The organism is Microbacterium sp. B35-04 (assembly GCF_010634885.1).
In the GTDB taxonomy this organism is placed as follows: domain Bacteria; phylum Actinomycetota; class Actinomycetes; order Actinomycetales; family Microbacteriaceae; genus Microbacterium.
The window spans coordinates 14,053-32,964 of the sequence record NZ_MWLP01000019.1 but is presented as its reverse complement, the minus strand read 5'-3'; the positions used below and the strand labels follow the sequence as shown (position 1 = coordinate 32,964).

Here is an 18,912-nt window from a genome sequence, read left to right as displayed (position 1 = left end):
TGATCCGCAGAGCGGCCGCAAGCTCCAGTCGCACGCCGCGCTCCACGACCTCGGTCAGGACCCGGCCGTTGCGCGTCGCCTCGCGAAGCGCCTCACGCCGCATCGCGTCGATCCGCACCAGTCGCTGGGCGGCGAGCACCGTCATCATGTCGGCCGCCTCGATGACCAGATCGAGCTCGTCGGGGAGCATCCGATCGTCGAAGCTGGTGTCGGGTGACATGCTTCAACAGTAGAACATACATACGACACTCGCGCGCTCAGAGCTCGTTACGGCGAAAGGTTCCTAGATCGCGCCGAGCGCGCCGGTGGTGAGTCCGACCACGAAAAGTGCCAGTCCGACCGCGACCACGATCACGTGCGGCAGCGCGACGTGCGGCCAGAGGAAGACCCAACGATTTGCGCCCGGCCTGTCGTTGATGTTCTTCCACGGGCGTGGTTCTCGGGGATCGCCCTTGGGCTTTCCCCCGACCAGCCGGGGCGGGGCAGTGTGGAAACTCCAGTCGATGAGCGGCGATGACGCGGGCCCGCTGGCTGTGTTCTGGGACCAGAGCTCGAAGCTGATCGCCTCGATGTCGCCCATCCGTGGGTAGTAGCGCATCTGATGCCGTTTGACTGAGGCTTCGATGAGCCAGAACGCCAGCGCAGCGGCTGCGGCGACGAGGAACAGACCGTAGTGACCTTGTTGGAACCCGAAGCCGAGAGTGGCGAGCGCGAACGTCACGCCCCAGCTCTTGATGGTGAGGAGGCGCTGATCAAAGCCCTCGACGATCCCGACGATCCGGTAATACTCGGTCTGCAGGTCGTCATGAAGCCGGTCCATATTCTCGGCCTGCGGCCGCGATTGGGGGTGCGCAGGCTCGGTCCCATTGTCGTCGCTCATATGTAGGCCCTTTCCGGTGAGCACGACCCTCTCCGCACCACGAATCGATCGTCACGCTTCCACATGCGCTGCGAGGTGTCGATACCTCTGGTGTCGCCGCTTCGCATCGACCAGCGCCCGCCGACGCTGAATGCATCTGAACCCGGTGCGCAAGGCCGTGCCGGCCGCACGACCCGCCTCGACCTCCACGAGGGTGGCGCCGCCCGCCGGAGTGATGGTGAAATCGGCGCATGCGGGGAAGCCGTCTCACGTCCATCGACCGAACACGACCGTGGCGCGCGGTTCTCGCGGGCGTCGGAGGACTGTGGTCTCTGGCGATCCTGCCGTTCCCGGCGGCGGAGTTCGGAGTGCCCTTGTGGAAGTGGGTGTTCCACTACCGTGCGTACTTCTGGGCGCGGGAGGCGGTCCACGATCCGTACATCGTCTTCGGGGCGCTCGCGGCTCTGTCGTTCTTGGCGATCGGACTCGCGCTGCTTCCCGACCTGCGGAGAGCGGGATGGGGCGGCGCCGTCATGGCATGGCTGGTCCTCGTGGGTGCGCCGGTGACGGCGCTGAGCTACCTCAACACGCCCAAGGAGGCGCCTCTGCACTTCCTCTGGGGCGCAGAGGCGCTCGTGCTCATCGCGGTCGGCCTTGCCGGCATCCTCGCCGCGGTCACGGCCGGGTCGCGCTGGCGCCTGTGGGTGCGGATCGTGCTGGGACTGACCCTGCCGCTGCTCGTCGCGGGGACCCTCGCAACGGGCTACTGGCCGCACGGCCCCCTCGTGGTGCTCGGCGTCGAGGCGATCGCCATCATCCTCGCCGCGCCGGAGGCCGCGGAATCGCCGCAGAGATCGCGTCCGCATTCCGATGCGGCAGGGCCGTCATCGGATACCGGGATCACCTCGCGATAGCGTCGGCGTATGGCCGGCAGAAAACCGAGCCCGACGCTCGCCTGGGTCGGTGCGGCCGCGCTCGTCGCGGCGGGTGCGATAACGATCGTGACCGGGCTGTTCATACCGATGGGGATCGCGTCCTTCGGCTGGTTCGCGTACCAACCTCTCGCCGATGCGACGTTCGTTCCCGGCGGGTCGGCGGTCGTCCTCTCCCGTGTCACCGTGGCGGGATGGGTCATCTTCGCTGTGGGGCTCGTCGCGCTCGCTTTCCTCGTCGGTCGGGTCGCCGGTCGGAGGTCCCTCGAGTCGAGCAACAGCAGAGACGGATGACGCGGCCCAACCCGCTTTGCGCCACTGGTTCGCTCGCAAGCGGACACCGAACAGCCCGTCCTGCCGAAGCGGGACGGGCTGTCGAGTGATGCGGTGGATCAGCCTGCGACCACCGGGGCGGGGGCCACGACCGGGGTCACCGTCAGCAGGTGGCCGTTGGCGTACAGGCCACCGGTCGAGCTGACCAGGGTGGCTGCCGTCCACAGGCCGTCGTGCCCCTCGTTGCCCGGGCAAGGCTCGCCGACGACCGGGATCACGCCGGCCTCGGTCACGTCGCCGAAGCCCGCCAGGTTGAAGCCGGTGAACTGGCTCTGGCCCTTGGTCTGACGGGGGTCGCCGTTGACGGAGGCGATGACAGCAGTCTCGGTGGTGTGCGCGACGTTGTGCGTCTTCTCGCCGCGCGTGCCCTCGCCGGTCACGAAGGTGCAGACGGCCGAGTAGTCGTCGGTGGACTCGTAGGTGAACACCACGTTGGAGGCGTTCTCCTGAAACCGAGCCGTCCTCTCGACCGGCGCGGTGAGCCTACCCGGGTCGCCCGCCCGCCCATGCGGGGCGCGGGCGGGCGGGCAGGCGGACGCCAGCGTCGGTGTCAGGCCGCGAGTTCGGCCCGCTCGCTGACGTCGGGCAGGCCGAGGTTCTCGCGCAGAGTCGTGCCCGGATACTCCGTGGGGTAGACCCCGCGCTGCTGCAGCTCGGGGATGAGCCCGTCGACGATATCGTCGAGCCCCTCGGGCACCAGGTACGGCGAGACGTTGAATCCGTCGACCGCGTGGGCATCGACGTACTGCACGACGCGGTCGGCGATCGTCGAGTAGCCGCCCACGAAGGTGCGCAGCGACGAGCGCTTGATGACGAACTCGCGGATCGAGAGGTTCTCGGCCGCCGCGCTCTCGCGCCACTCGCGTGCCGTCTCGATCGCACGGCGGCCCTGGAACAGCGAGCCGCGCTGGCCGTCGACCTCATCGACGACGGGGTCGATGCCGGGGAGCGGTCCGTCCGGGTCGAACTCGGAGAGGTCGCGACCCCAGATCGGCTCGAGGAAGCGGATCGCCGTCTGCGGCGACACCTGCGCGCGCGTGACCCACTCGGCTTTCTCGCGCGCCTCGGCGTCGGTGTCGGCGAGGATGAACTGGGCGCCCGGGAAGAACTTGAGCTCGTCGACGCTCCGCCCGTGCGCGGGCAGGCGCCGGCGCACGTCTGCGGCGAACGCGATCGCGTCATCGAGCCCGGGGTGGCCCGAGAAGATGACGTCCGCGCTCGACGCGGCGAACTCGCGGCCCTCGTCGGAGTCCCCGGCCTGGAAGATGATCGGCCGGCCCTGCGGGCTCGGCGGCAGGGGTGCGGGAGCCGCGAACGACACCAGGTCGCCCTCGACAGTGACCGGCGTGCCGACGCCGTCAGCACCGGCATCCCACAGCTGCTGGGCCGCGGCGACGAACTGCGACGCGCGGCGGTAGCGGTCGGCGTGGTCGAGGTAGCCGCCCTTGCGGAAATTCGCCCCGGTCCAGGCGTTGTCGGTTGTGACGACGTTCCAGCCGGCGCGGCCCTCGCTCAGCAGGTCGAGCGAGTTCAGGCGCTTCGCGAGGTCGTACGGGTCGTTGTAGGTCGTGTTCTGCGTCGCGACGAGGCCGATGCGCTCGGTCACCGCGGCCAGCGCCGCGAGCTGGGTCTGCGCGTCGGGGCGCCCGGCGATGTCGAGATCGTGGATGCGGCCGAAATGCTCGCGCAGCCGCAGCCCCTCACCGAGGAAGAACGCCGAGAAGAGCCCGCGCTCGGCGGTCTGGGCGATGCGGCGGAACGACTCGAAGTCGTACTGCGATCCACTGCGGTCGCTCGCCCAGATGGTGCCGAAGTTGACGCCCTGGAAGAAGACTCCGAACTGGATGCGGCGGGACGTGGTCATGCGAACTCCTTCACGGCGGGTACGGCGTAGCGGCTGAGGGGGCGCTCGACGCCGAGCGCGTCGCGGAGTTTGCCGCCCGGGCGCGGGGAGCGGAATCCGATCCGCTCGCGGAGGGCGGGAAGCACCGCGCGGCCGGCCTCCTCGAGGTCGACGCCGAGCTCGGCGACGTGCAGGCGCACGCCGTCGACGGATGCCGCGAGCTCGGCGAGCAGGGCGACGAAGCCCGGCGCGTCGCCCACGTGCCGGAGGCGGCCCGTCGAGGGCCATGCGCCGAGGGAGTCGAGGCGCCGCTGCGCCGCCACGCCGCGGGAGTCGAGCACGACCTCGACCTCGGCCCAGACGAGCCCCGCGCCCGCGGCACGCGCCCGGGTGGCGGCATCCGTGATCTCGGCCGCATCGGCTCCATCGACCAGCGCGATGTCGAGTCCGGCTGTACCGGCGGGCGCTGCCACGACCAGCTGTCCCTGCGGCGGCCGAGGCGTGATCAGCGGTCCCTTCACCGAGAAGCTCTCGCCCTCGAAGTCGACGTAGTGCAGCCGGTCGGCGTCGAGGTAGCGGCCGGTGGCGGCATCCTGGATCACCGCGTCGTCCTCCCACGAGTCCCACAGGCGGCGGGCGACCTCGATGACGTCGTCGCGCTCGCGGCGCAGCTCATCGTCGGTCAGAGCCTGACGGCCGTAGGCGGCGGCTTCGCGGGCTGTTCCGGATGCCGCGGCGATCCAGCCCGCCCGGCCGTTCGAGGCCCAGTCGAGGCTGGCGAGCTGCGTGGCGACGTGGAACGGCTCGCTGTACGCCACGTGCGCGACCGGGAGGAGCCCGATCGCCGAGGTGAGCGGGGCGGCGAACGCGGCGCGCTGCACGGCATCCAGACGGGCGGTGTCGCCGGCGGGCAGCGGCGAGTCGGCGAAGGTGGCGGCGGTGAAGCCGAGGCGCTCGGAGCGGGCGACCCGGGACGCGAGGCGGCGCGGTGACAGCGCGCCCGGCGACGAGGAGGCCGCGGGGTGGGCGCCGTCGGCGTCCAGCTCGAGGGCGATGGCGAACGGGGTGTCGGACATGCGAGCCACGGTAGGTCGCTGGGCGCAGGCGGCGCCGGTCTGCGTCGGTGCATTCCGGAGTATGACGCCGCGTTGCGGACCGTCACGATCCGTGTCGCCGCGGGCCCCCGACGGCTCGGCCGCCGGCGGCGTGTGGCCCTACCTTCGGCCTACCGGCGCACCCCGCAGAGACCGCGCCACCGACCGAGGAGCCCCTCATGACCGACACACTCCCGCGCCGGGCAGGCGCCGCCGAAGCCGCGCCGCCGTCGCCGCCGGCGTCGTCGCGCGTCGACCTCGGCGATCTCCCCGTCGTCCACACCCGGCACTGGTTCCGGTGGTCGATCGGCATCGTCGTGCTGTTCGTCGTCGCTCAGTTCGCGTGGTCGCTGGTGACGAACGAGAACTACGAATGGGATGTCTTCGCCCACTACTTCCTGTCGGAGCCGGTGCTCCAGGGCGTGGGCCTGACCCTGCTGCTGACGGTGGTCTCGGCGTCGATCGGGTTCTTCCTGGGCACGCTGCTCGCGCTCGCCCGCCTCGCCAAGTCGCCGCTCCTGAACTCGGCCGCGTGGCTGTTCATCTGGTTCTTCCGCTCGGTGCCCCTCGTCGTGCAGATCATCGTCTGGTACAACCTCGGCTACCTGTATCCGACCCTCGGCCTCGGCACCCCGTTCACGACGGATTTCTGGCTCGTCGAGTTCCCCACCGTCCAGCTGATCAGCGCGTTCGCGGCCGCGATCCTCGGGCTCAGCCTCAACCAGGCGGCGTACTCGGCCGAGATCATCCGCGGCGGTCTGCTGTCGGTCGACCAGGGCCAGCTCGAGGCCGCCGCGGCCCTCGGCATCCCGCCCCGCCGTCGCCTGACGCGCATCGTGCTGCCGCAGGCGATGCGCTCGATCGTGCCGAACGCCACCAATGAGGTGATCGGGCTGGTCAAGGGCGCATCGGTCGTGTTCGTGATCGCCCTGCCCGAGGTCTTCTACGCCGTGCAGGTCATCTACAACCGCAACAGCCGCGTGATCCCGCTGCTGCTCGTCGCGGTGGTCTGGTACACGATCATCACCACGGTGCTGAGCATCGCGCAGTACTACATCGAGCGGTACTACGCCCGCGGCACGGTGCGCGTGCTGCCGCCGACGCCCGTCCAGCGCGCCCGCCACTGGATCGCGGTGCAGTGGGCGCGTCTCGGCGACTCGGAGACCGGTCCGACACCGCTGGTGGGCGTTGATGCCCCCGTCGTCGCGAAGGCGACGTTCCAGGGTTCGGGCAACGACGCGAAGTTCGGAGGGCGCTGACATGAGCACTGACACCATCACCGCTGAAATCGACAGCACGACCGCCACGCGCGGGCTCGTCGAGATCCACAACGTCCACAAGAGCTACGGCGGCGTCGAGGTGCTGCGCGGAATCGATCTGACCGTGCAGCCGGGGGAGGTCGTCGCGATCCTCGGGCCGAGCGGCTCGGGCAAATCGACGCTGCTGCGCACGATCAACCATCTCGAGAGCATCGACCGAGGCTCGGTCACGGTCGACGGTCAGCTGATCGGCTACGAGCTGCGCGGCGGCAAGCTCTACGAGCTGCGCGAGCGGGAGGTGCTGGAGCGGCGCACGCAGATCGGCATCGTCTTCCAGAACTTCAATCTCTTCCCGCACCTGACCGCCCTCGAGAACGTCACCGAGGCGCCGATCGCCCTCGGGCGGCTGTCCAAGGACGATGCCCGCGAGCTCGCGCTGGGTCTGCTGGACCGCGTCGGCCTCGCCGACAAGGCCGCGCACTACCCGCGCCAGCTGTCGGGCGGACAGCAGCAGCGCGTCGCGATCGCCCGCGCCCTGGCGCTCAAGCCCAAGGTGATCCTGTTCGACGAGCCGACGAGCGCGCTCGACCCCGAGTTGGTCGGCGAGGTGCTCGACGTCATCCGCGACCTCGCGCAGCTCGGCACGACCCTCATCATCGTCACGCACGAGGTCGGGTTCGCCCGCGAGGTCGCCGACCGCGTCGTGTTCCTCGATGGCGGCCAGGTCGTCGAGCAGGGCGCGCCCGCCGAGGTCCTCGTCACACCGAAGCACCCCCGCGTCCAGGACTTCCTCGCGAAGGTCCTGGCCTGACCCGAGAGACCTCGAAACCGAGTCTTCACCCGAGAAAAGGAAACACAGCAATGGCACTGAGCAAGAAGCAGGGCATCGCGATCGGCGTCGGCGTCGTCGCGGTCGCCGCGATCGTGGGCGGCGTCGTCTGGGGCGTCAACCAGAACGTCCCGGCCGAGGCGGCCGCACCCGCGGCGACAACGGAATCGGCGAACGTCGCGACCGACGAGATCCAGTGGGTCCGACTGGACGAGCCTGTGGCCGAGGCCGTCGAGGCCCTCGAGGCGAGCGGCTTCCAGCCGGTCGAGCCGGGCAAGCTCACCGTGGCGCACTCGGCGTACGTCCCGCCGCTCGGCTACATCCCCGAGGGTGAGACCGACCCGGCGGGCACCGAGCCCAACATCGGCGCGCTGATCGCCGACGCACTCGGCCTGGAGTACAACCCGGTCGTCGTCGCGTGGGCGGACTGGCCGCTCGGCATCCAGTCGGGAAAGTACGACCTCATCACGTCGAACGTGACCGTCACCGAGGAGCGCAAAGAGCTCTACGACTTCGCCAGCTACCGTGAGGACCTGCTCGGGTTCTACGTGAAGAGCGACAGCGACATCGAGAAGATCGAGGAGGCCGCCGACATCTCCGGGCTGAAGATCGCGGTCGGCTCGGGCACGAACCAGGAGCAGGTGCTGCTCGCCTGGAACGAGGAGCTCGAAGCCGCCGGCGAGGAGCCCGCCGAGCTGCAGTACTACGACGACAACGCCGCGACCGTGCTCGCGCTGCAGTCGGGCCGCATCGACGCCACCTTCGGTCCCAACGCGACGTCGGCGTGGGCGGCACGCGAGACCGGCGACACCAAGGTCGTCGGCCTCGTGCCAGGCGGCTGGCCGCTGACGGCGAACATCGCCGCAGCCACGTCGAAGGGCAACGGACTGATCGAGCCGGTCAACATCGCCCTGAACGCTCTCATCGAGGGCGGGCAGTACGACGAGGTCCTGGAGATCTGGGACCTGGAGTCCGAGCGCATCGAGGAGAGCGAGATCAACCCCGCCGGGCTCCCGAAGTCCTGACGAACCCGCGCCGGCCGGACCCTCCGCGGGTCCGGCCGGCCTCCGCTGTCCACCATTGCCGTCCACCCTGCGTCCACCCGAGGGAGCACCCATGCCCCGCGTTCCGCTGTCCGTCCTCGATCTGTCGCCGTTCGGTACGGGCCAGACGCCTGCCGACGGCCTCCGTGCCTCGATCGCGCTGGCCCGTGAAGCCGAGCGCCTGGGGTACCGGCGCTATTGGGTGGCCGAGCACCACTTCAACCCGGGGATCGCCGGGGCCGCGCCCCACGTGCTGCTGGCGGCCGTGGCGGCCGCGACGCACCGCATCCGCATCGGCACGGCCGCGACGATCATCGGCAACTACTCCCCGGCGCAGGTCGCCGAGGCGGCCGGCGTCGTCGCCCAGCTGCATCCCGGTCGCTTCGACCTCGGGATCGGCAGGTCGGGGTCGCGCAGCGTTGCGCAGACCGCGCTGCCCGCGGCCTCGCAGGACCGCGTCGTCGACGGCCTGCTGCTGCCGGCGGCCCGTCCCTTCGCCTCGTTCGACTCCGACCGGTTCGTCGTGCAGGCGCGCCTGCTCGGCCGCGCCGAGGCCGACGCCGAGCGCTTCGCAGACGAAGTCGTCGACATCCTGTCGTTCTTCGATGGCACCTTCACGCCGACCGAGAACGTGCCGATCCACGTGACGCCGGCCGAGGGCGCCGACGTCGCGGTGTGGATCCACGGCTCCACCGCCGGCCCAAGTGCACGTCTCGCCGGCGAGCTCGGCCTGCCCTTTGGCGCGAACTATCACGTGGCGCCCGGGTTCGTGCTCGAGGCGATCGCCGAGTACCGCGCGGCATTCCGTCCGGGCCGCATCGCCGAGCCCTATGTCATCGTGTCGGTCGACGCCGTCGTCGCCGAGACGGATGCCGCAGCCCGCCGCCTCGCCGCGGGTTACGGTCGATGGGTGCACAGCATCCGCGCCGGCCAGGGCGCCGTCCGCTTCCCCTCGCCCAAGGAGGCTGCGGCGAACCCGCTGACTGCCGACGAGCTCGCCGTCGTGCGCGATCGCCTCGACACCCAATTCGTCGGCTCGCCCGACACGGTGGTCGAGCGCCTCGAGACCCTTCAGCGCGTCACCGGCGCCGACGAGCTCCTGGTGACCACGGTGACGCACGATCCGACCGATCGCGTGCGGTCGTACGAGCTGCTCGCCGCGGCCTGGTCGGGCAGGGCCACGCCCGCCGAAGACGCCGAGGTCGCAGCATCCGTGTCTCCCGACTGGAGCATCCGGCTCGTACGCACCGAGGAGTACGAACGCGCGGGCGAGGTGACCGCGGACGCGTACCTGTCGAGCTACGGATCGCTGTCGGATGAGTACGTCGCCTCGCTGCGCGATGTCGAGAGCCGCGTGCGCGAAGGAGACGTCTGGCTCGCCGTCGAGCACGGCGGCGAGATCCTCGGGACCGTGTGGGTCGCACGTCCGAACCGGCCGCTGGCGGAGGTCGCGCAGCCCGGCGAGACGGACTTCCGGCAGCTGGCCGTCGCCCCGTCCGCGCGGGGCCGCGGCGTCGGCGAGGCGCTCACCCGTCACGTCATCGACCTGGCGCGCGAGCGCGGCTCGCACCGCGTCGTCATGAACAGCGGCCCGGAGATGACCGGCGCCCACGCGCTGTACGCGAAGCTCGGCTTCGAGCGGCTTTCTGAGCGCGAAGGACTGTGGGAGGTGCAGCCCGGACGCTGGATCGAGCTGTACACCTTCGGCTACGACCTCGCCGCCGAGCCTGCGGTCGCGGCGCCGGCCGGCTGATGCTGCAGACCGGCGACCGTCAGCACGACGGGCGCACAGACGCGGGCCTCGAGTTCCGTTCTGAGGACGGAGCGCCGGCTCTCAGGTCCGCGCCGCGCTCCGCGCCCCGCGCCGCAGCGGCGCAGCGACCTCGTTCCTCGTCCCCGCCTTGCGGAACGCAGGATCGGCCGACGCTGTCAGCGCCACAACCGAGCCGATCGCACACGTGACGAGGGCGGCCTGCAGGGTGGCGGCGGTCGAGATGCCGGTGGACGTGAGAAGGATGCCGGTGGCCAGGGCCACCAGGAAGGTCGCGGCAAGTCGCTGCGTGAGCTGGAGGAACGACGCGGCCACACCGTGCAGCGCGGCCGGCGCGAAGGAGAGGGTGGTGGCGCGCACCACCGGCTCGACGAGTCCGCCGCCGATGCCGAGTCCGATCTGCGCGGCGGCGGCGACCACGAACAGGATGCCGTCAGGGAGCAGCGGCGCCGCGACTGCGAGCCCTGCGAACAGTGCGGCCTGCAGCCCGAGACCGAGGCCGATCGTGGCCGACGAGCCGATGCGGCCCACCACGCGAAGGCTCGACAACGACCCACCCAGGCGGGCGAGAGCTCCCGGCACGAACACGAGGGCGATCGCGAGCGCCGACAGCGCGGGCGACTGCAGGAAGTAGAGAGTGACGGCGGAGCCTGCGGCCATGCCGCTGCCGAACCACAGCAGCGCGACCACGTTGCCCACCACGAAGCCGCGAGAGCGCACCAGCGCCGGCGCGAACAGCGGGAGCCGTCCGCGCCGCGCGTAGCGACGCTCCCAGGCGACGAGCACGAGCACGAGCACCAGCGCGGCGCCGGCGACGAGGAGCCCCGACAGTCCGGAGAGACCCGGCTCCACGACGGGCAGGGTCAGCGCCACCACGATGAGGCACAGCAGCACGATGCCCGGCAGATCGAGCCACACGCGCAGGGCACCACGCGAGGCACGCGGTCCCGGCATCCCGCGCCGGCCGAGCACGAGGGCCGCGATCACGAGCGGGAGCGGCGTCAGGAGCACAACGCGCCACGCGGTGTCGGCGGGCAGGGCGATGAGAAGTGCGGCGGCCAGCACGGGTCCGAGCACGCCCGCCAGGGCGCCGACCGCGGTGTAGGCGGCGAGGGCGCGCAGGCGGGGGACCCCGGTGTAGAGGTCCTGGATCGCGCCGAGCACCTGGGCGCTGATGACCCCGGCGCCGAGCCCCTGCACGAAGCGCGCGGCGACCAGCACCACGATCGTGGGCGAGGCGACGGCCGCGACTCCGCCGGCGAGGAAGATGCCGAGACCCACGAGGAACAGCAGGCGGCGGCCGTAGACGTCGCCGAGACGTCCGGACGGGATGAGGCCGAGACCGAACGTGAGCGAGAACGACGCCAGCAGCCACTGCACGCCGGCCGTCGATCCGCCCAGCGAAGCGCTCACCGCGGGCGCCGCGTAGGTGATGACGGTGGCGTCGAACAGCGTCGCGAAGCCGGCCGCCAGGCATGCCCAGAGCGCGGGTTGCGCGCGGGATCGCCGCGCGGAACCCGCGCTCTGGGAACTCATGCGGTCGCGAGCTCTGCGGCCCGCTGTGCGAGCGGATCGGCATCCGTCCACAGCGCCGTCGGGAACTCCCGGCGCAGCACGGGGGCCACCTCGAGGGCGAAGCGCTCGAGGATCTCGAGCTGCTGCGCGAACGGCACCGTCGTCGGAAGGCTGATCGACTGCAGGTCGTGCCCGAGCCGGCCATGGAACCGCGCGATCTTGTCGATCACCTGCTGGGGCGTGCCGACGAGGGCGGGGCCCTCGGCGACGGCGTGCTCGATGTCGCGGAACGGGGTGTTGTTCCCGGGCACATTGGTGGCGGCGACGATCGCGTTGTAGACGGGGCCGTACTCGCGGATCGCCTCCTCGGTGGTGTCGGCGATGAACAGGGCCCCCGCGCCCGCAGCGACGAACGCGCCCGCCGGGTCATGGCCGTGCCGCGCGTACTCGGCGCGGTAGTGGTCGACGAGCACGCCGTAGTTCTCGAGCGGCTGGATGGCGTTCGCGCTGAACAGCGGGTCGCCGAACCGGGCGGCGAGCCCTGCCGAGAACAGCGTCGTCGCCGAGCCGTGCCATACCCGCGGAGCGCCGGCGTAGGGTCGCGGCAGCGTCGTCACGCCGGTGAGCGGACGGGTGAACTCGGTGCCCGGCCACGTGACGTCCTCTTCGCGCCAGAGCGTGCGCAGCAGCTCGTACTTCTCGGCCAGCAGCTCCCACTGGTCGTCGATGTCGAGCCCGAACAGCGGGAACTGCGCGACCTCGTTGCCCTTGCCGATCGTGAGGTCGAGCCGGCCGCCCGACAGCTGGTCGATCGTCGCGTAGTCCTCGGCGACCCGGACGGGGTCCAGCACCGAGAGCACAGTGACGCCGGAGTTGAGACGGATGCGGGAGGTCCGGGCCGCGATCGCGCCCAGCAGCACCGTCGGTGACGACGAGATGAAGTGCCCGGCATGGCGCTCGCCGATGGCGACGGCATCCAATCCCAGCTCCTCGGCGCGGATCGCCTGCTGGAGCGTCTCGTCGAACCGCTCGGACGGCGAGACCTGGCGGCCGGTGATGGGGTCGGCGCGGTACGGGACGATATCGAGCAGCTGGAACCTCATGCGGCGCCCCCCGGCGCGACGAGCGCATCGATGGAGCGCACGCGTGTGAGCGGCGTCTTCTCGCCGGCCTCGATGCCGACCGGCAGGCGGTTGCCCTCCGGGGGCAGCGGGCACGTCGCGAAGTCGGTGTACGCGCACGGCAGGTTGACGGCGCGGTTGAAGTCGATGGTGGTCCAGCCGTCGGCATCCGGCGCGTCGATGCCTACCGAGCGGTTCGCGGCGTACGTCGTGAGCCCACTGGTGGCGTCGGTGAAGAGCACGAGCAGGGCGCCGGGGGCCTTGCCGTCGAAGGCGGTGAGCGTGAACTCCTCGCCGCGCCACGAGAACTCGAGCACGCCGGGGGCGTCGTACACGTGGGTGAGGCCGTCGACGGCAGCGCCCACCTCGGTCGGGCGGGGCGCATCGAACGGCCGGAAACGTGCCGTCACGCGCCAGCGTGGGTTCGGGACGTACGTCGGCGTGCCCGAGTACTCGGCCAGGAACGGGTGGTCGGCGCGGCGCGGACGCAGGATGGTATGCCCGCCGCGGATCGCGATCTCGACCGCACCGGCCACGTCGTCGTCGGTGAACGTCGGAGTGACGCTGCCGCGCTCCGGGATCTCGCCGAACGCGTGCGTGCCGGTGATCGTCGCGCCGTCGAGCGTGAGCGTCTCGCCCTCGGCGAGCTCGACGACCACGCCGTCGGCGCCGAGGCTCCACGTGCCCGGCGCCCCCGGCAGGGTGATCGGCTCGCTGCCGAGCCAGTGCAGTCCTGTGATCGCGAAGAAGCCGAGTGCGTCCGCCCGGCGGGTCTCGTGGCCGCGGTGCCAGTCCTCCCATTCGCGCCCGAACTGCGCGCGGTCGATGTCGGTGGGGGTGATGGTGGTCATGTCGTCCTCGGTTTCTCGTGATGGTTCAGGAGACCGGCACCGACGCGGACAGCGTCGATCCCGGGATCGCGTCGATGAGTCGGCGCGTGTACGCCTCGCTCGGGGCGCCGAGCACGCGCGAGGTGGCGCCTTGCTCGACGATGCGGCCGTGCTGCATCACCGCCACGCGGTCGGAGATCTCGCGCACCACGGCCAGGTCGTGGCTGATGAACAGGTACGAGACCCCGACATCGCGCTGGATGGCCGCCAGCAGGTCGAGGATCTGCGCCTGCACCGACACGTCGAGCGCCGACACGGCCTCGTCGAGCACCACCAGGTCGGGGTGCAGAGCGAGGGCCCGAGCGATCGCGACGCGCTGGTGCTGACCGCCCGACAGCTCGGCGGGGCGTCGCGAGGCCGTCCCCGCCGGCAGCGCGACCTGGTCGATGAGCTCGCGCACGCGGCGCGCGCGTTCAGCCTTCTCGACGCCGTACGCGCGCAGCGGCTCGTCGATGACGTCGGCGATCGTGAACCGCGGGTCGAGCGACGCGAAGGGGCTCTGATAGACGAGCTGGAACCGGCGCCTCAGCGTGCGCAGCTCCTCCCGGGTCGCGGCGACGATGTCGGTGCCGTCGAATCGGATGCCGCCCGCCGTGGGCTTCTCGAGCCGCAGTGCCAGGCGCGCCGTCGTGCTCTTGCCCGACCCGGACTCGCCGACGATCGCCAGCGTCTCACCGCGGTCGATGCGGAATGACACGTCGTCGACGGCGACGAGCATCTCACGCCCGGGGAGGGGGAACTCCTTGCGCAGTCCCGTCACCTCGAGAAGAGCGGGGGTGCCGGCATCCGTCGCGGGCCGCAGCGCACGCGCGGCCGTGCGCACGGAGCTCGAGTCCGTGCCGCGCGAACCCGCGGTCGTGCGAAGTCCCGGCGCCGCGGCGATGAGCGCCCGAGTGTACGGATGCTGCGGATCCTCCAGCACAGACCGCGCCGGGCCCGTCTCCACGATCTCGCCGTTCTGCATCACGATGATGCGGTCGGCGCGGTCGGCCGCGACACCCAGGTCGTGCGTGATGAGCAGCACCGCGGTGCCGAGCGTCGACGCGAGCGTGTCGATGTGGTCGAGGATCTGCTTCTGCACGGTCACGTCGAGGGCGCTCGTCGGCTCGTCGGCGATCACGAGCTGCGGCTCGGCGGCCAGCGCGGTCGCGATGAGCGCACGCTGCTTCATGCCGCCCGAGAACTGATGCGGGAACTGGCGTGCGCGTGCCTCGGGCTCGCCGATGCCGGCGAGGCGCAGCAGCTCGACCGCCTGCGCGTCGGCGGTGCGCCGTGTCGCGAGGCCGTGCACGACGAGCGGTTCGCCCACCTGGCGGCCGACGCGCTTGACCGGGTTGAGGCTCGTCGTCGGGTCCTGCGGGATGAGGCCGATACGGCGGCCGCGCACGTCGCGCCACGCCCGCGGCGACAGTGCGGTGAGATCGGCGCCGTCGAAGCGGATGGTGCCGGCGTCGACGGAGGCGTTTCCGGCGAGCAGGTGGATCACCGCGTGGGCGGTCGTGCTCTTCCCCGAGCCGGACTCCCCGACGATGGCGACGACCTCGCCGCGGTCGACCGTGAAGCTCACATCGCGGACGGCCGGGCGCGGCACGCCGCCGAGCGCGTACGACACCGACAGTCCGGACACTTCCAGCAGCGCGGTCATCGGATCCCTCCGTTGCGCTCGAGAGCCCGCGAGATACGGTTGGCCGACAGCACGACAGCGACGATCACGAGCCCCGGAAGCGTGGTCAGCCACCACGCGACGGCGAGGTAATCGCGACCTCCGGCGACGAGCGAGCCCCATTCCGGGGTGGGCGGCGGCGCGCCGAAGCCGAGGAACGACAGTGAAGAGATCGCCAGCACCATGACGCCGAACTCGAGGGCGGCCAGCGCGATGACCGGGCCCGACGCGTTCGGCAGCACGTGCCGGCGCAGCACGGTGTACCAGCGCACGCCCGAGACGCGGGCGGCCTCGACATAGACGGCCGTGGCGATCTGCAGCACCTCGGCACGCATGACGCGGGAGAAGGATGCCACGCTGGCGAGGCCGACCGCGACGGCGACGTTGAGCGTCCCGAAGCCGAGGGCGGTGATCAGGGCGAGCGAGAGCAGCAGACTGGGGATCGCCAGCAGCACGTCCATGAAGCGCATGATCGCGTCGTCGACGACACCGCGGAGGAACCCGGCCAGGAGGCCGAACAGCGATCCGACCGCCAGTCCCACCACGACGGCGACCGTGGTCGCGGCGAGCGACGTCGCCGCGCCGTACACGACGCGGGCGTAGAGGTCGCGGCCGAGGTTGTCGGTGCCGAAGAGGTGCTCCGTGCTCGGCGGGAGCAGGCGGTCCTGCGGAACCCCGACGATCGGATCCCACGCCGTGAACCATGAGGGCACCAGCGCCCACAGCGTCACGAGCGCCAGCACGAGGATCGACGCCACCAGCGTCGGCTGCCTGAGGATCGCGACGATGGGCTTCAGCGCAGAGCGCCGGGCCCCGGCATCCTGTCGCCCCTCCTCCAGCGAAGCGGCTGCGGGGCCGCCGGCCGGGTCGGCGTCGGGATCGACGAACGCCTCGATGAACGGGTCGCGCGGCTCGATGGTGCGCGCGGGGGCGGAGAGCACGTTCTCGACGGTCATGGCAGCTCCTGTCAGGCCGCGACGAACGCCGTGCGGGCGAGCGTGATGCGACGGTCGATGAGGGGGTAGACGAGGTCGACGACGAGGTTCGCGACGACGAAGACGAGGGCGGCGAAGACCACCACGGCCTGCACGACCGGCACGTCGCGGTTGTTGACGGCGGTCACGACGAGGCGGCCGATGCCCAGGCGGGAGAACACGGTCTCGGTGACGACGGCGCCCGAGAGCAGTCCGCCGATGAGCACGCCGACCATCGTGAGCGCGGGGATCGCCGCGTTGCGGAAGGCGTGGCCCAGCTGCACGCGACGCTCGCTCGCCCCCTTGGCGCGCACGATCTCGACGTACGGCTGGGCGAGCGTCGACCGCAGGCTCCTTGAGAGCAGCTGGGCGATGAACGCCCCGGAGGGGATCGCGATCGTGATGGCGGGCAGCACGAGGCTGTCGAACCCCTCGTTGCCCATCGAGGGGAACAGTCGCAGCCGGAACGAGAACGCCTGCAGCAGGAGGAGGCCGATCCAGAACACGGGGACCGAGACGCCGAGGGGCGGCAGGGACGAGAGGATGCTGCGCAGCCACTGGGCTCGGGCGAGCGAGGCCGCCAGAGCCAGCGTGATGCCGAAGACGACCGACAGCACGAACGCGAACGCGGTGAGCGCGAGCGTCGGCGGCAGCGACTCGAGGAGCAGATCGGATGCCGGGCGCCCGGTCTGCGTCGACGTCCCGAAGTCGCCGGTCAGCGCCTTGCCGAGTGCGGCGAGGTACTGCTCCCACAGCGGGCGGTCGAGCCCGAGCTCGCTGCGCAGCTGCGCCACGAGCGCGGGGTCGATCGCCTCCTGGTCGCCGCCGCCGGCGAACAGCGTGGCGGCGTCGCCCGGAAGCAGATAGAGGATGAGGAACGAGATCGTGTAGGCGGCCCACAGCACCACCAGGCCCTGCCCGATCCTCCGGGCGATGTAGTTCCCCCACATGATCTCGCTCCTCATCCTCTCGATGCCCGTCGGGCTCTACTCGGCGATCCAGGCGTCGTAGAAGTCCAGGCGGCTGGACGCCTCGAACGTCAGCCCCTGCACCTTCGACGCGGCCGTGATGGTCGTCGACAGCTGGTAGATCGGGATCGAGTAGCCGCCGGTGATCAGCAGGCTCGCGGCCTCGTCGACGACCTTCTGACGCTCCGCCGGGTCGATGATCGCGGCCTGCTCGTCGAGCAGCTCGTCGACCTCAGCGGGCTCGGTGCGCTTGGTGGAGTTGCTCGTGCCGTTGACCGAGAAGACGGTCCGCAGCACGTCGGGGTCGGCCCGCGTCAGGTTGCCGTACGAGAAGTCGTACGTGCCGTCGGCGTTCGCGGCCTGCACGTCGGCGATGCTCGCGAAGGTCAGCTGCAGGTCCACGCCGATCTGGCGCAGCTGCTGCTGCACGAGCTCGAGCACCTCCTTCGGCGACTGCCAGTAGGTCACGTGGAAGCTGAGCTTCTCACCGTCCTTCTCGCGGATGCCGTCGTCGCCCTCGGTCCAGCCCGCCTCGTCGAGCAGATCGGCGGCGCCCTCGGGGTCGTACTCGAGCACGTCGCTGAGGTCGGTGAAGTAGGGCGTCGACGATGCGAGCGGCGACACGGCGGGCAGGTCGTCGGGGCCGAGCAGCGTCGAGGTGATCTGCTCGCGGTCGATGCCCTTCTGGATCGCGAGGCGCACGCTCTCGTCGGCGAGCTTCTCGGTCGACTGGTTGGCGTACAGGTTGTACACCGAGCCGGGGTTGGCGCGGTTGAGCGACCAGAAGTCCTCACTCTCGAACAGCACGGCGTCGACGGTGGCGATGCCGGTCGTGGCGTCGATCTGGCCGGACTGCAGGCTGCCGGTGCGGTTGCCCGACTCGGGGATGACCTTGTACGTGATCGTGTCGAGGTACGCCTCACCGGTGTGGCCCGCGGTCGACGGGCCCCACTCGTAGCCCTCGCGGCGCTCGAGCACCGCGCCCTCGTTGGGGGTGTAGCTCTGCACCGAGAACGGACCCGAGCCGATGAAATCGCCGAGGCAGCGATCGGCCTGGCTGACGGCGGCCGTCGCCGGCGACAGCAGACCCAGCGAGAACGTGGAGGTCGCCTGCAGGAACTGCGCGCTCGGCTCCGAGAAGTTGATGGTGACGGTGTGCTCATCGACCACCTCGACGCTCTCGAGGTCGGCGAGGTACGACGAGCCGAGGCTCGCCTTCGCGCCGAGCGCGACGATCGCCTCGAAGTTGGTCTTGACGGATGCCGCGTCGATCGGCTCCCCGTCGGCATACGTCGGGCCGTCCTGGAGCGTGAAGGTGAAGCTGGTGGCGTCGGCGTTCACCTCGTAGTCCTCGGCGAGCCACGGCAGGATGTCACCGGTCTCGGGGTCCTGGATCGTGAGGGACGCGACGGTCTGCCGCGCGATCGCGATCGCGTCGTTGTTGCCGACCTGCTGCGGATCGATGCACTGGCTGTCGACCGAGATCGCGAACGTGAGGTTGCCGCCGGCGACGGGCTCCGCTTCGGCGGAGGGGGTCGGGGCGGCGTCGCCGGCTCCGGTCGCACATGCGGTGAGCGCGAGCGCGACGGCGCCGATCGCCGCGATGGCGGCGGTACGTGGTCGGGTGAACGACATGAGGGGCTCCAGAAAGCTGTGGCGGGCGAGTCGCGGCAGGCTGCCGGGCTCGTGGTCTCAGCGTCTCGGAGAGGCCCGGCACACCTCGATCCGCCTCGTCACACGGCGGAAATCGGAGTCGCGCGTGTTCACACGCCGTCACGTGGCGTCATACGCCGGTTGGCGATGGCCGGCTCCGCGTGG

At 71.0% G+C, this 18,912-nt stretch carries 17 protein-coding genes and 1 pseudogene; 6 read left to right on the top strand and 12 right to left on the bottom strand.

Annotated elements, in window-relative coordinates:
- Nucleotides 1-220 (bottom strand): annotated as a pseudogene (locus B1729_RS05560) (HNH endonuclease); the annotation flags it as partial.
- 63 nt (nucleotides 221-283) lie between these two features.
- Nucleotides 284-880: a hypothetical protein gene (locus B1729_RS05555; protein WP_163631181.1), complete on the bottom strand. Its 597-nt coding sequence runs from the start codon at nucleotides 878-880 to the stop codon at nucleotides 284-286.
- 230 nt (nucleotides 881-1,110) lie between these two features.
- On the opposite strand from B1729_RS05555, the gene B1729_RS05550 reads away from it, so the two are divergent.
- Together B1729_RS05550 and B1729_RS05545 are read left to right on the top strand one after the other, a co-directional pair.
- Nucleotides 1,111-1,773, top strand: a complete 663-nt coding sequence (locus tag B1729_RS05550; RefSeq protein ID WP_163631179.1) for a hypothetical protein — start codon at nucleotides 1,111-1,113, stop codon at nucleotides 1,771-1,773.
- Between the two features lie 9 nt (nucleotides 1,774-1,782).
- Nucleotides 1,783-2,085, top strand: a complete 303-nt coding sequence (locus tag B1729_RS05545; protein WP_163631177.1) for a hypothetical protein — start codon at nucleotides 1,783-1,785, stop codon at nucleotides 2,083-2,085.
- A 98-nt stretch (nucleotides 2,086-2,183) separates the two neighbouring features.
- Here the strand turns inward: B1729_RS05545 and B1729_RS05540 are convergent, their stop codons facing one another.
- The 3 genes from B1729_RS05540 to B1729_RS05530 form a co-directional block, all read right to left on the bottom strand.
- Nucleotides 2,184-2,555: a hypothetical protein gene (locus B1729_RS05540; protein WP_163631175.1), complete on the bottom strand. Its 372-nt coding sequence runs from the start codon at nucleotides 2,553-2,555 to the stop codon at nucleotides 2,184-2,186.
- Nucleotides 2,556-2,674: 119 nt separating this feature from the next.
- Nucleotides 2,675-3,988, bottom strand: coding sequence for an LLM class flavin-dependent oxidoreductase (locus B1729_RS05535; protein WP_163631173.1), 1,314 nt, complete (start codon nucleotides 3,986-3,988; stop codon nucleotides 2,675-2,677).
- Nucleotides 3,985-5,043, bottom strand: a complete 1,059-nt coding sequence (locus B1729_RS05530; protein ID WP_163631171.1) for an LLM class flavin-dependent oxidoreductase — start codon at nucleotides 5,041-5,043, stop codon at nucleotides 3,985-3,987. The genes B1729_RS05535 and B1729_RS05530 overlap by 4 nt, the downstream gene beginning before the upstream one ends.
- 197 nt (nucleotides 5,044-5,240) lie before the next feature.
- On the opposite strand from B1729_RS05530, the gene B1729_RS05525 reads away from it, so the two are divergent.
- From B1729_RS05525 to B1729_RS05510, 4 genes are all read left to right on the top strand, one after another.
- A complete protein-coding gene (locus B1729_RS05525; protein WP_163631169.1) occupies nucleotides 5,241-6,320 on the top strand; it encodes an amino acid ABC transporter permease in 1,080 nt (359 codons plus the stop codon).
- A gap of 1 nt (nucleotide 6,321) precedes the next feature.
- Nucleotides 6,322-7,131, top strand: coding sequence for an amino acid ABC transporter ATP-binding protein (locus B1729_RS05520; protein ID WP_163619828.1), 810 nt, complete (start codon nucleotides 6,322-6,324; stop codon nucleotides 7,129-7,131).
- A gap of 50 nt (nucleotides 7,132-7,181) precedes the next feature.
- Nucleotides 7,182-8,174 (top strand): ABC transporter substrate-binding protein, encoded by a 993-nt coding sequence (locus B1729_RS05515; protein WP_163631167.1) that lies wholly within the window; start codon nucleotides 7,182-7,184, stop codon nucleotides 8,172-8,174.
- Between the two features lie 91 nt (nucleotides 8,175-8,265).
- On the top strand, nucleotides 8,266-9,945 hold the full coding sequence (locus B1729_RS05510) for an LLM class flavin-dependent oxidoreductase (RefSeq protein ID WP_163631165.1): 1,680 nt from the start codon (nucleotides 8,266-8,268) through the stop codon (nucleotides 9,943-9,945).
- A gap of 81 nt (nucleotides 9,946-10,026) precedes the next feature.
- On the opposite strand, the gene B1729_RS05505 is transcribed toward B1729_RS05510, so the two are convergent.
- From B1729_RS05505 to B1729_RS05475, 7 genes are read right to left on the bottom strand one after another with little or no spacing between them, the layout of a single operon-like run.
- Complete coding sequence (locus tag B1729_RS05505) at nucleotides 10,027-11,499, bottom strand: MFS transporter (RefSeq protein ID WP_163619833.1); 1,473 nt, start codon at nucleotides 11,497-11,499, stop codon at nucleotides 10,027-10,029.
- Nucleotides 11,496-12,581 carry an LLM class flavin-dependent oxidoreductase gene (locus tag B1729_RS05500; protein WP_163619835.1) on the bottom strand — a complete coding sequence of 362 codons (1,086 nt, stop codon included), beginning with the start codon at nucleotides 12,579-12,581 and terminating at the stop codon, nucleotides 11,496-11,498. Before B1729_RS05500 ends, B1729_RS05505 begins: the two co-directional genes overlap by 4 nt.
- Nucleotides 12,578-13,450: a DUF1684 domain-containing protein gene (locus B1729_RS05495; RefSeq protein WP_163631163.1), complete on the bottom strand. Its 873-nt coding sequence runs from the start codon at nucleotides 13,448-13,450 to the stop codon at nucleotides 12,578-12,580. The genes B1729_RS05500 and B1729_RS05495 overlap by 4 nt, the downstream gene beginning before the upstream one ends.
- Before the next feature lie 25 nt (nucleotides 13,451-13,475).
- Entirely contained in the window at nucleotides 13,476-15,134 is a 1,659-nt protein-coding gene (locus tag B1729_RS05490) for an ABC transporter ATP-binding protein (protein WP_163631161.1), read from the bottom strand.
- Nucleotides 15,131-16,108: an ABC transporter permease gene (locus B1729_RS05485; RefSeq protein ID WP_163619841.1), complete on the bottom strand. Its 978-nt coding sequence runs from the start codon at nucleotides 16,106-16,108 to the stop codon at nucleotides 15,131-15,133. Before B1729_RS05485 ends, B1729_RS05490 begins: the two co-directional genes overlap by 4 nt.
- An 11-nt stretch (nucleotides 16,109-16,119) precedes the next feature.
- Nucleotides 16,120-17,076, bottom strand: a complete 957-nt coding sequence (locus B1729_RS05480; protein ID WP_163631159.1) for an ABC transporter permease — start codon at nucleotides 17,074-17,076, stop codon at nucleotides 16,120-16,122.
- Between the two features lie 36 nt (nucleotides 17,077-17,112).
- Nucleotides 17,113-18,729, bottom strand: a complete 1,617-nt coding sequence (locus tag B1729_RS05475) for an ABC transporter substrate-binding protein (RefSeq protein ID WP_163631157.1) — start codon at nucleotides 18,727-18,729, stop codon at nucleotides 17,113-17,115.
- Between the last annotated feature and the right edge of the window lie 183 nt (nucleotides 18,730-18,912).

Coding starts and splice junctions, on each gene's coding strand:
- B1729_RS05525 (WP_163631169.1), top strand. CDS start 5,241: ATGACCGACACACTCCCGCGCCGGGCAGGCGCCGCCGAAGCCGCGCCG.
- B1729_RS05500 (WP_163619835.1), bottom strand. CDS start 12,581: ATGAGGTTCCAGCTGCTCGATATCGTCCCGTACCGCGCCGACCCCATC.
- B1729_RS05515 (WP_163631167.1), top strand. CDS start 7,182: ATGGCACTGAGCAAGAAGCAGGGCATCGCGATCGGCGTCGGCGTCGTC.
- B1729_RS05510 (WP_163631165.1), top strand. CDS start 8,266: ATGCCCCGCGTTCCGCTGTCCGTCCTCGATCTGTCGCCGTTCGGTACG.
- B1729_RS05490 (WP_163631161.1), bottom strand. CDS start 15,134: ATGACCGCGCTGCTGGAAGTGTCCGGACTGTCGGTGTCGTACGCGCTC.
- B1729_RS05505 (WP_163619833.1), bottom strand. CDS start 11,499: ATGAGTTCCCAGAGCGCGGGTTCCGCGCGGCGATCCCGCGCGCAACCC.
- B1729_RS05520 (WP_163619828.1), top strand. CDS start 6,322: ATGAGCACTGACACCATCACCGCTGAAATCGACAGCACGACCGCCACG.
- B1729_RS05535 (WP_163631173.1), bottom strand. CDS start 3,988: ATGACCACGTCCCGCCGCATCCAGTTCGGAGTCTTCTTCCAGGGCGTC.
- B1729_RS05475 (WP_163631157.1), bottom strand. CDS start 18,729: ATGTCGTTCACCCGACCACGTACCGCCGCCATCGCGGCGATCGGCGCC.
- B1729_RS05480 (WP_163631159.1), bottom strand. CDS start 17,076: ATGTGGGGGAACTACATCGCCCGGAGGATCGGGCAGGGCCTGGTGGTG.
- B1729_RS05550 (WP_163631179.1), top strand. CDS start 1,111: ATGCGGGGAAGCCGTCTCACGTCCATCGACCGAACACGACCGTGGCGC.
- B1729_RS05495 (WP_163631163.1), bottom strand. CDS start 13,450: ATGACCACCATCACCCCCACCGACATCGACCGCGCGCAGTTCGGGCGC.
- B1729_RS05555 (WP_163631181.1), bottom strand. CDS start 880: ATGAGCGACGACAATGGGACCGAGCCTGCGCACCCCCAATCGCGGCCG.
- B1729_RS05485 (WP_163619841.1), bottom strand. CDS start 16,108: ATGACCGTCGAGAACGTGCTCTCCGCCCCCGCGCGCACCATCGAGCCG.
- B1729_RS05545 (WP_163631177.1), top strand. CDS start 1,783: ATGGCCGGCAGAAAACCGAGCCCGACGCTCGCCTGGGTCGGTGCGGCC.
- B1729_RS05530 (WP_163631171.1), bottom strand. CDS start 5,043: ATGTCCGACACCCCGTTCGCCATCGCCCTCGAGCTGGACGCCGACGGC.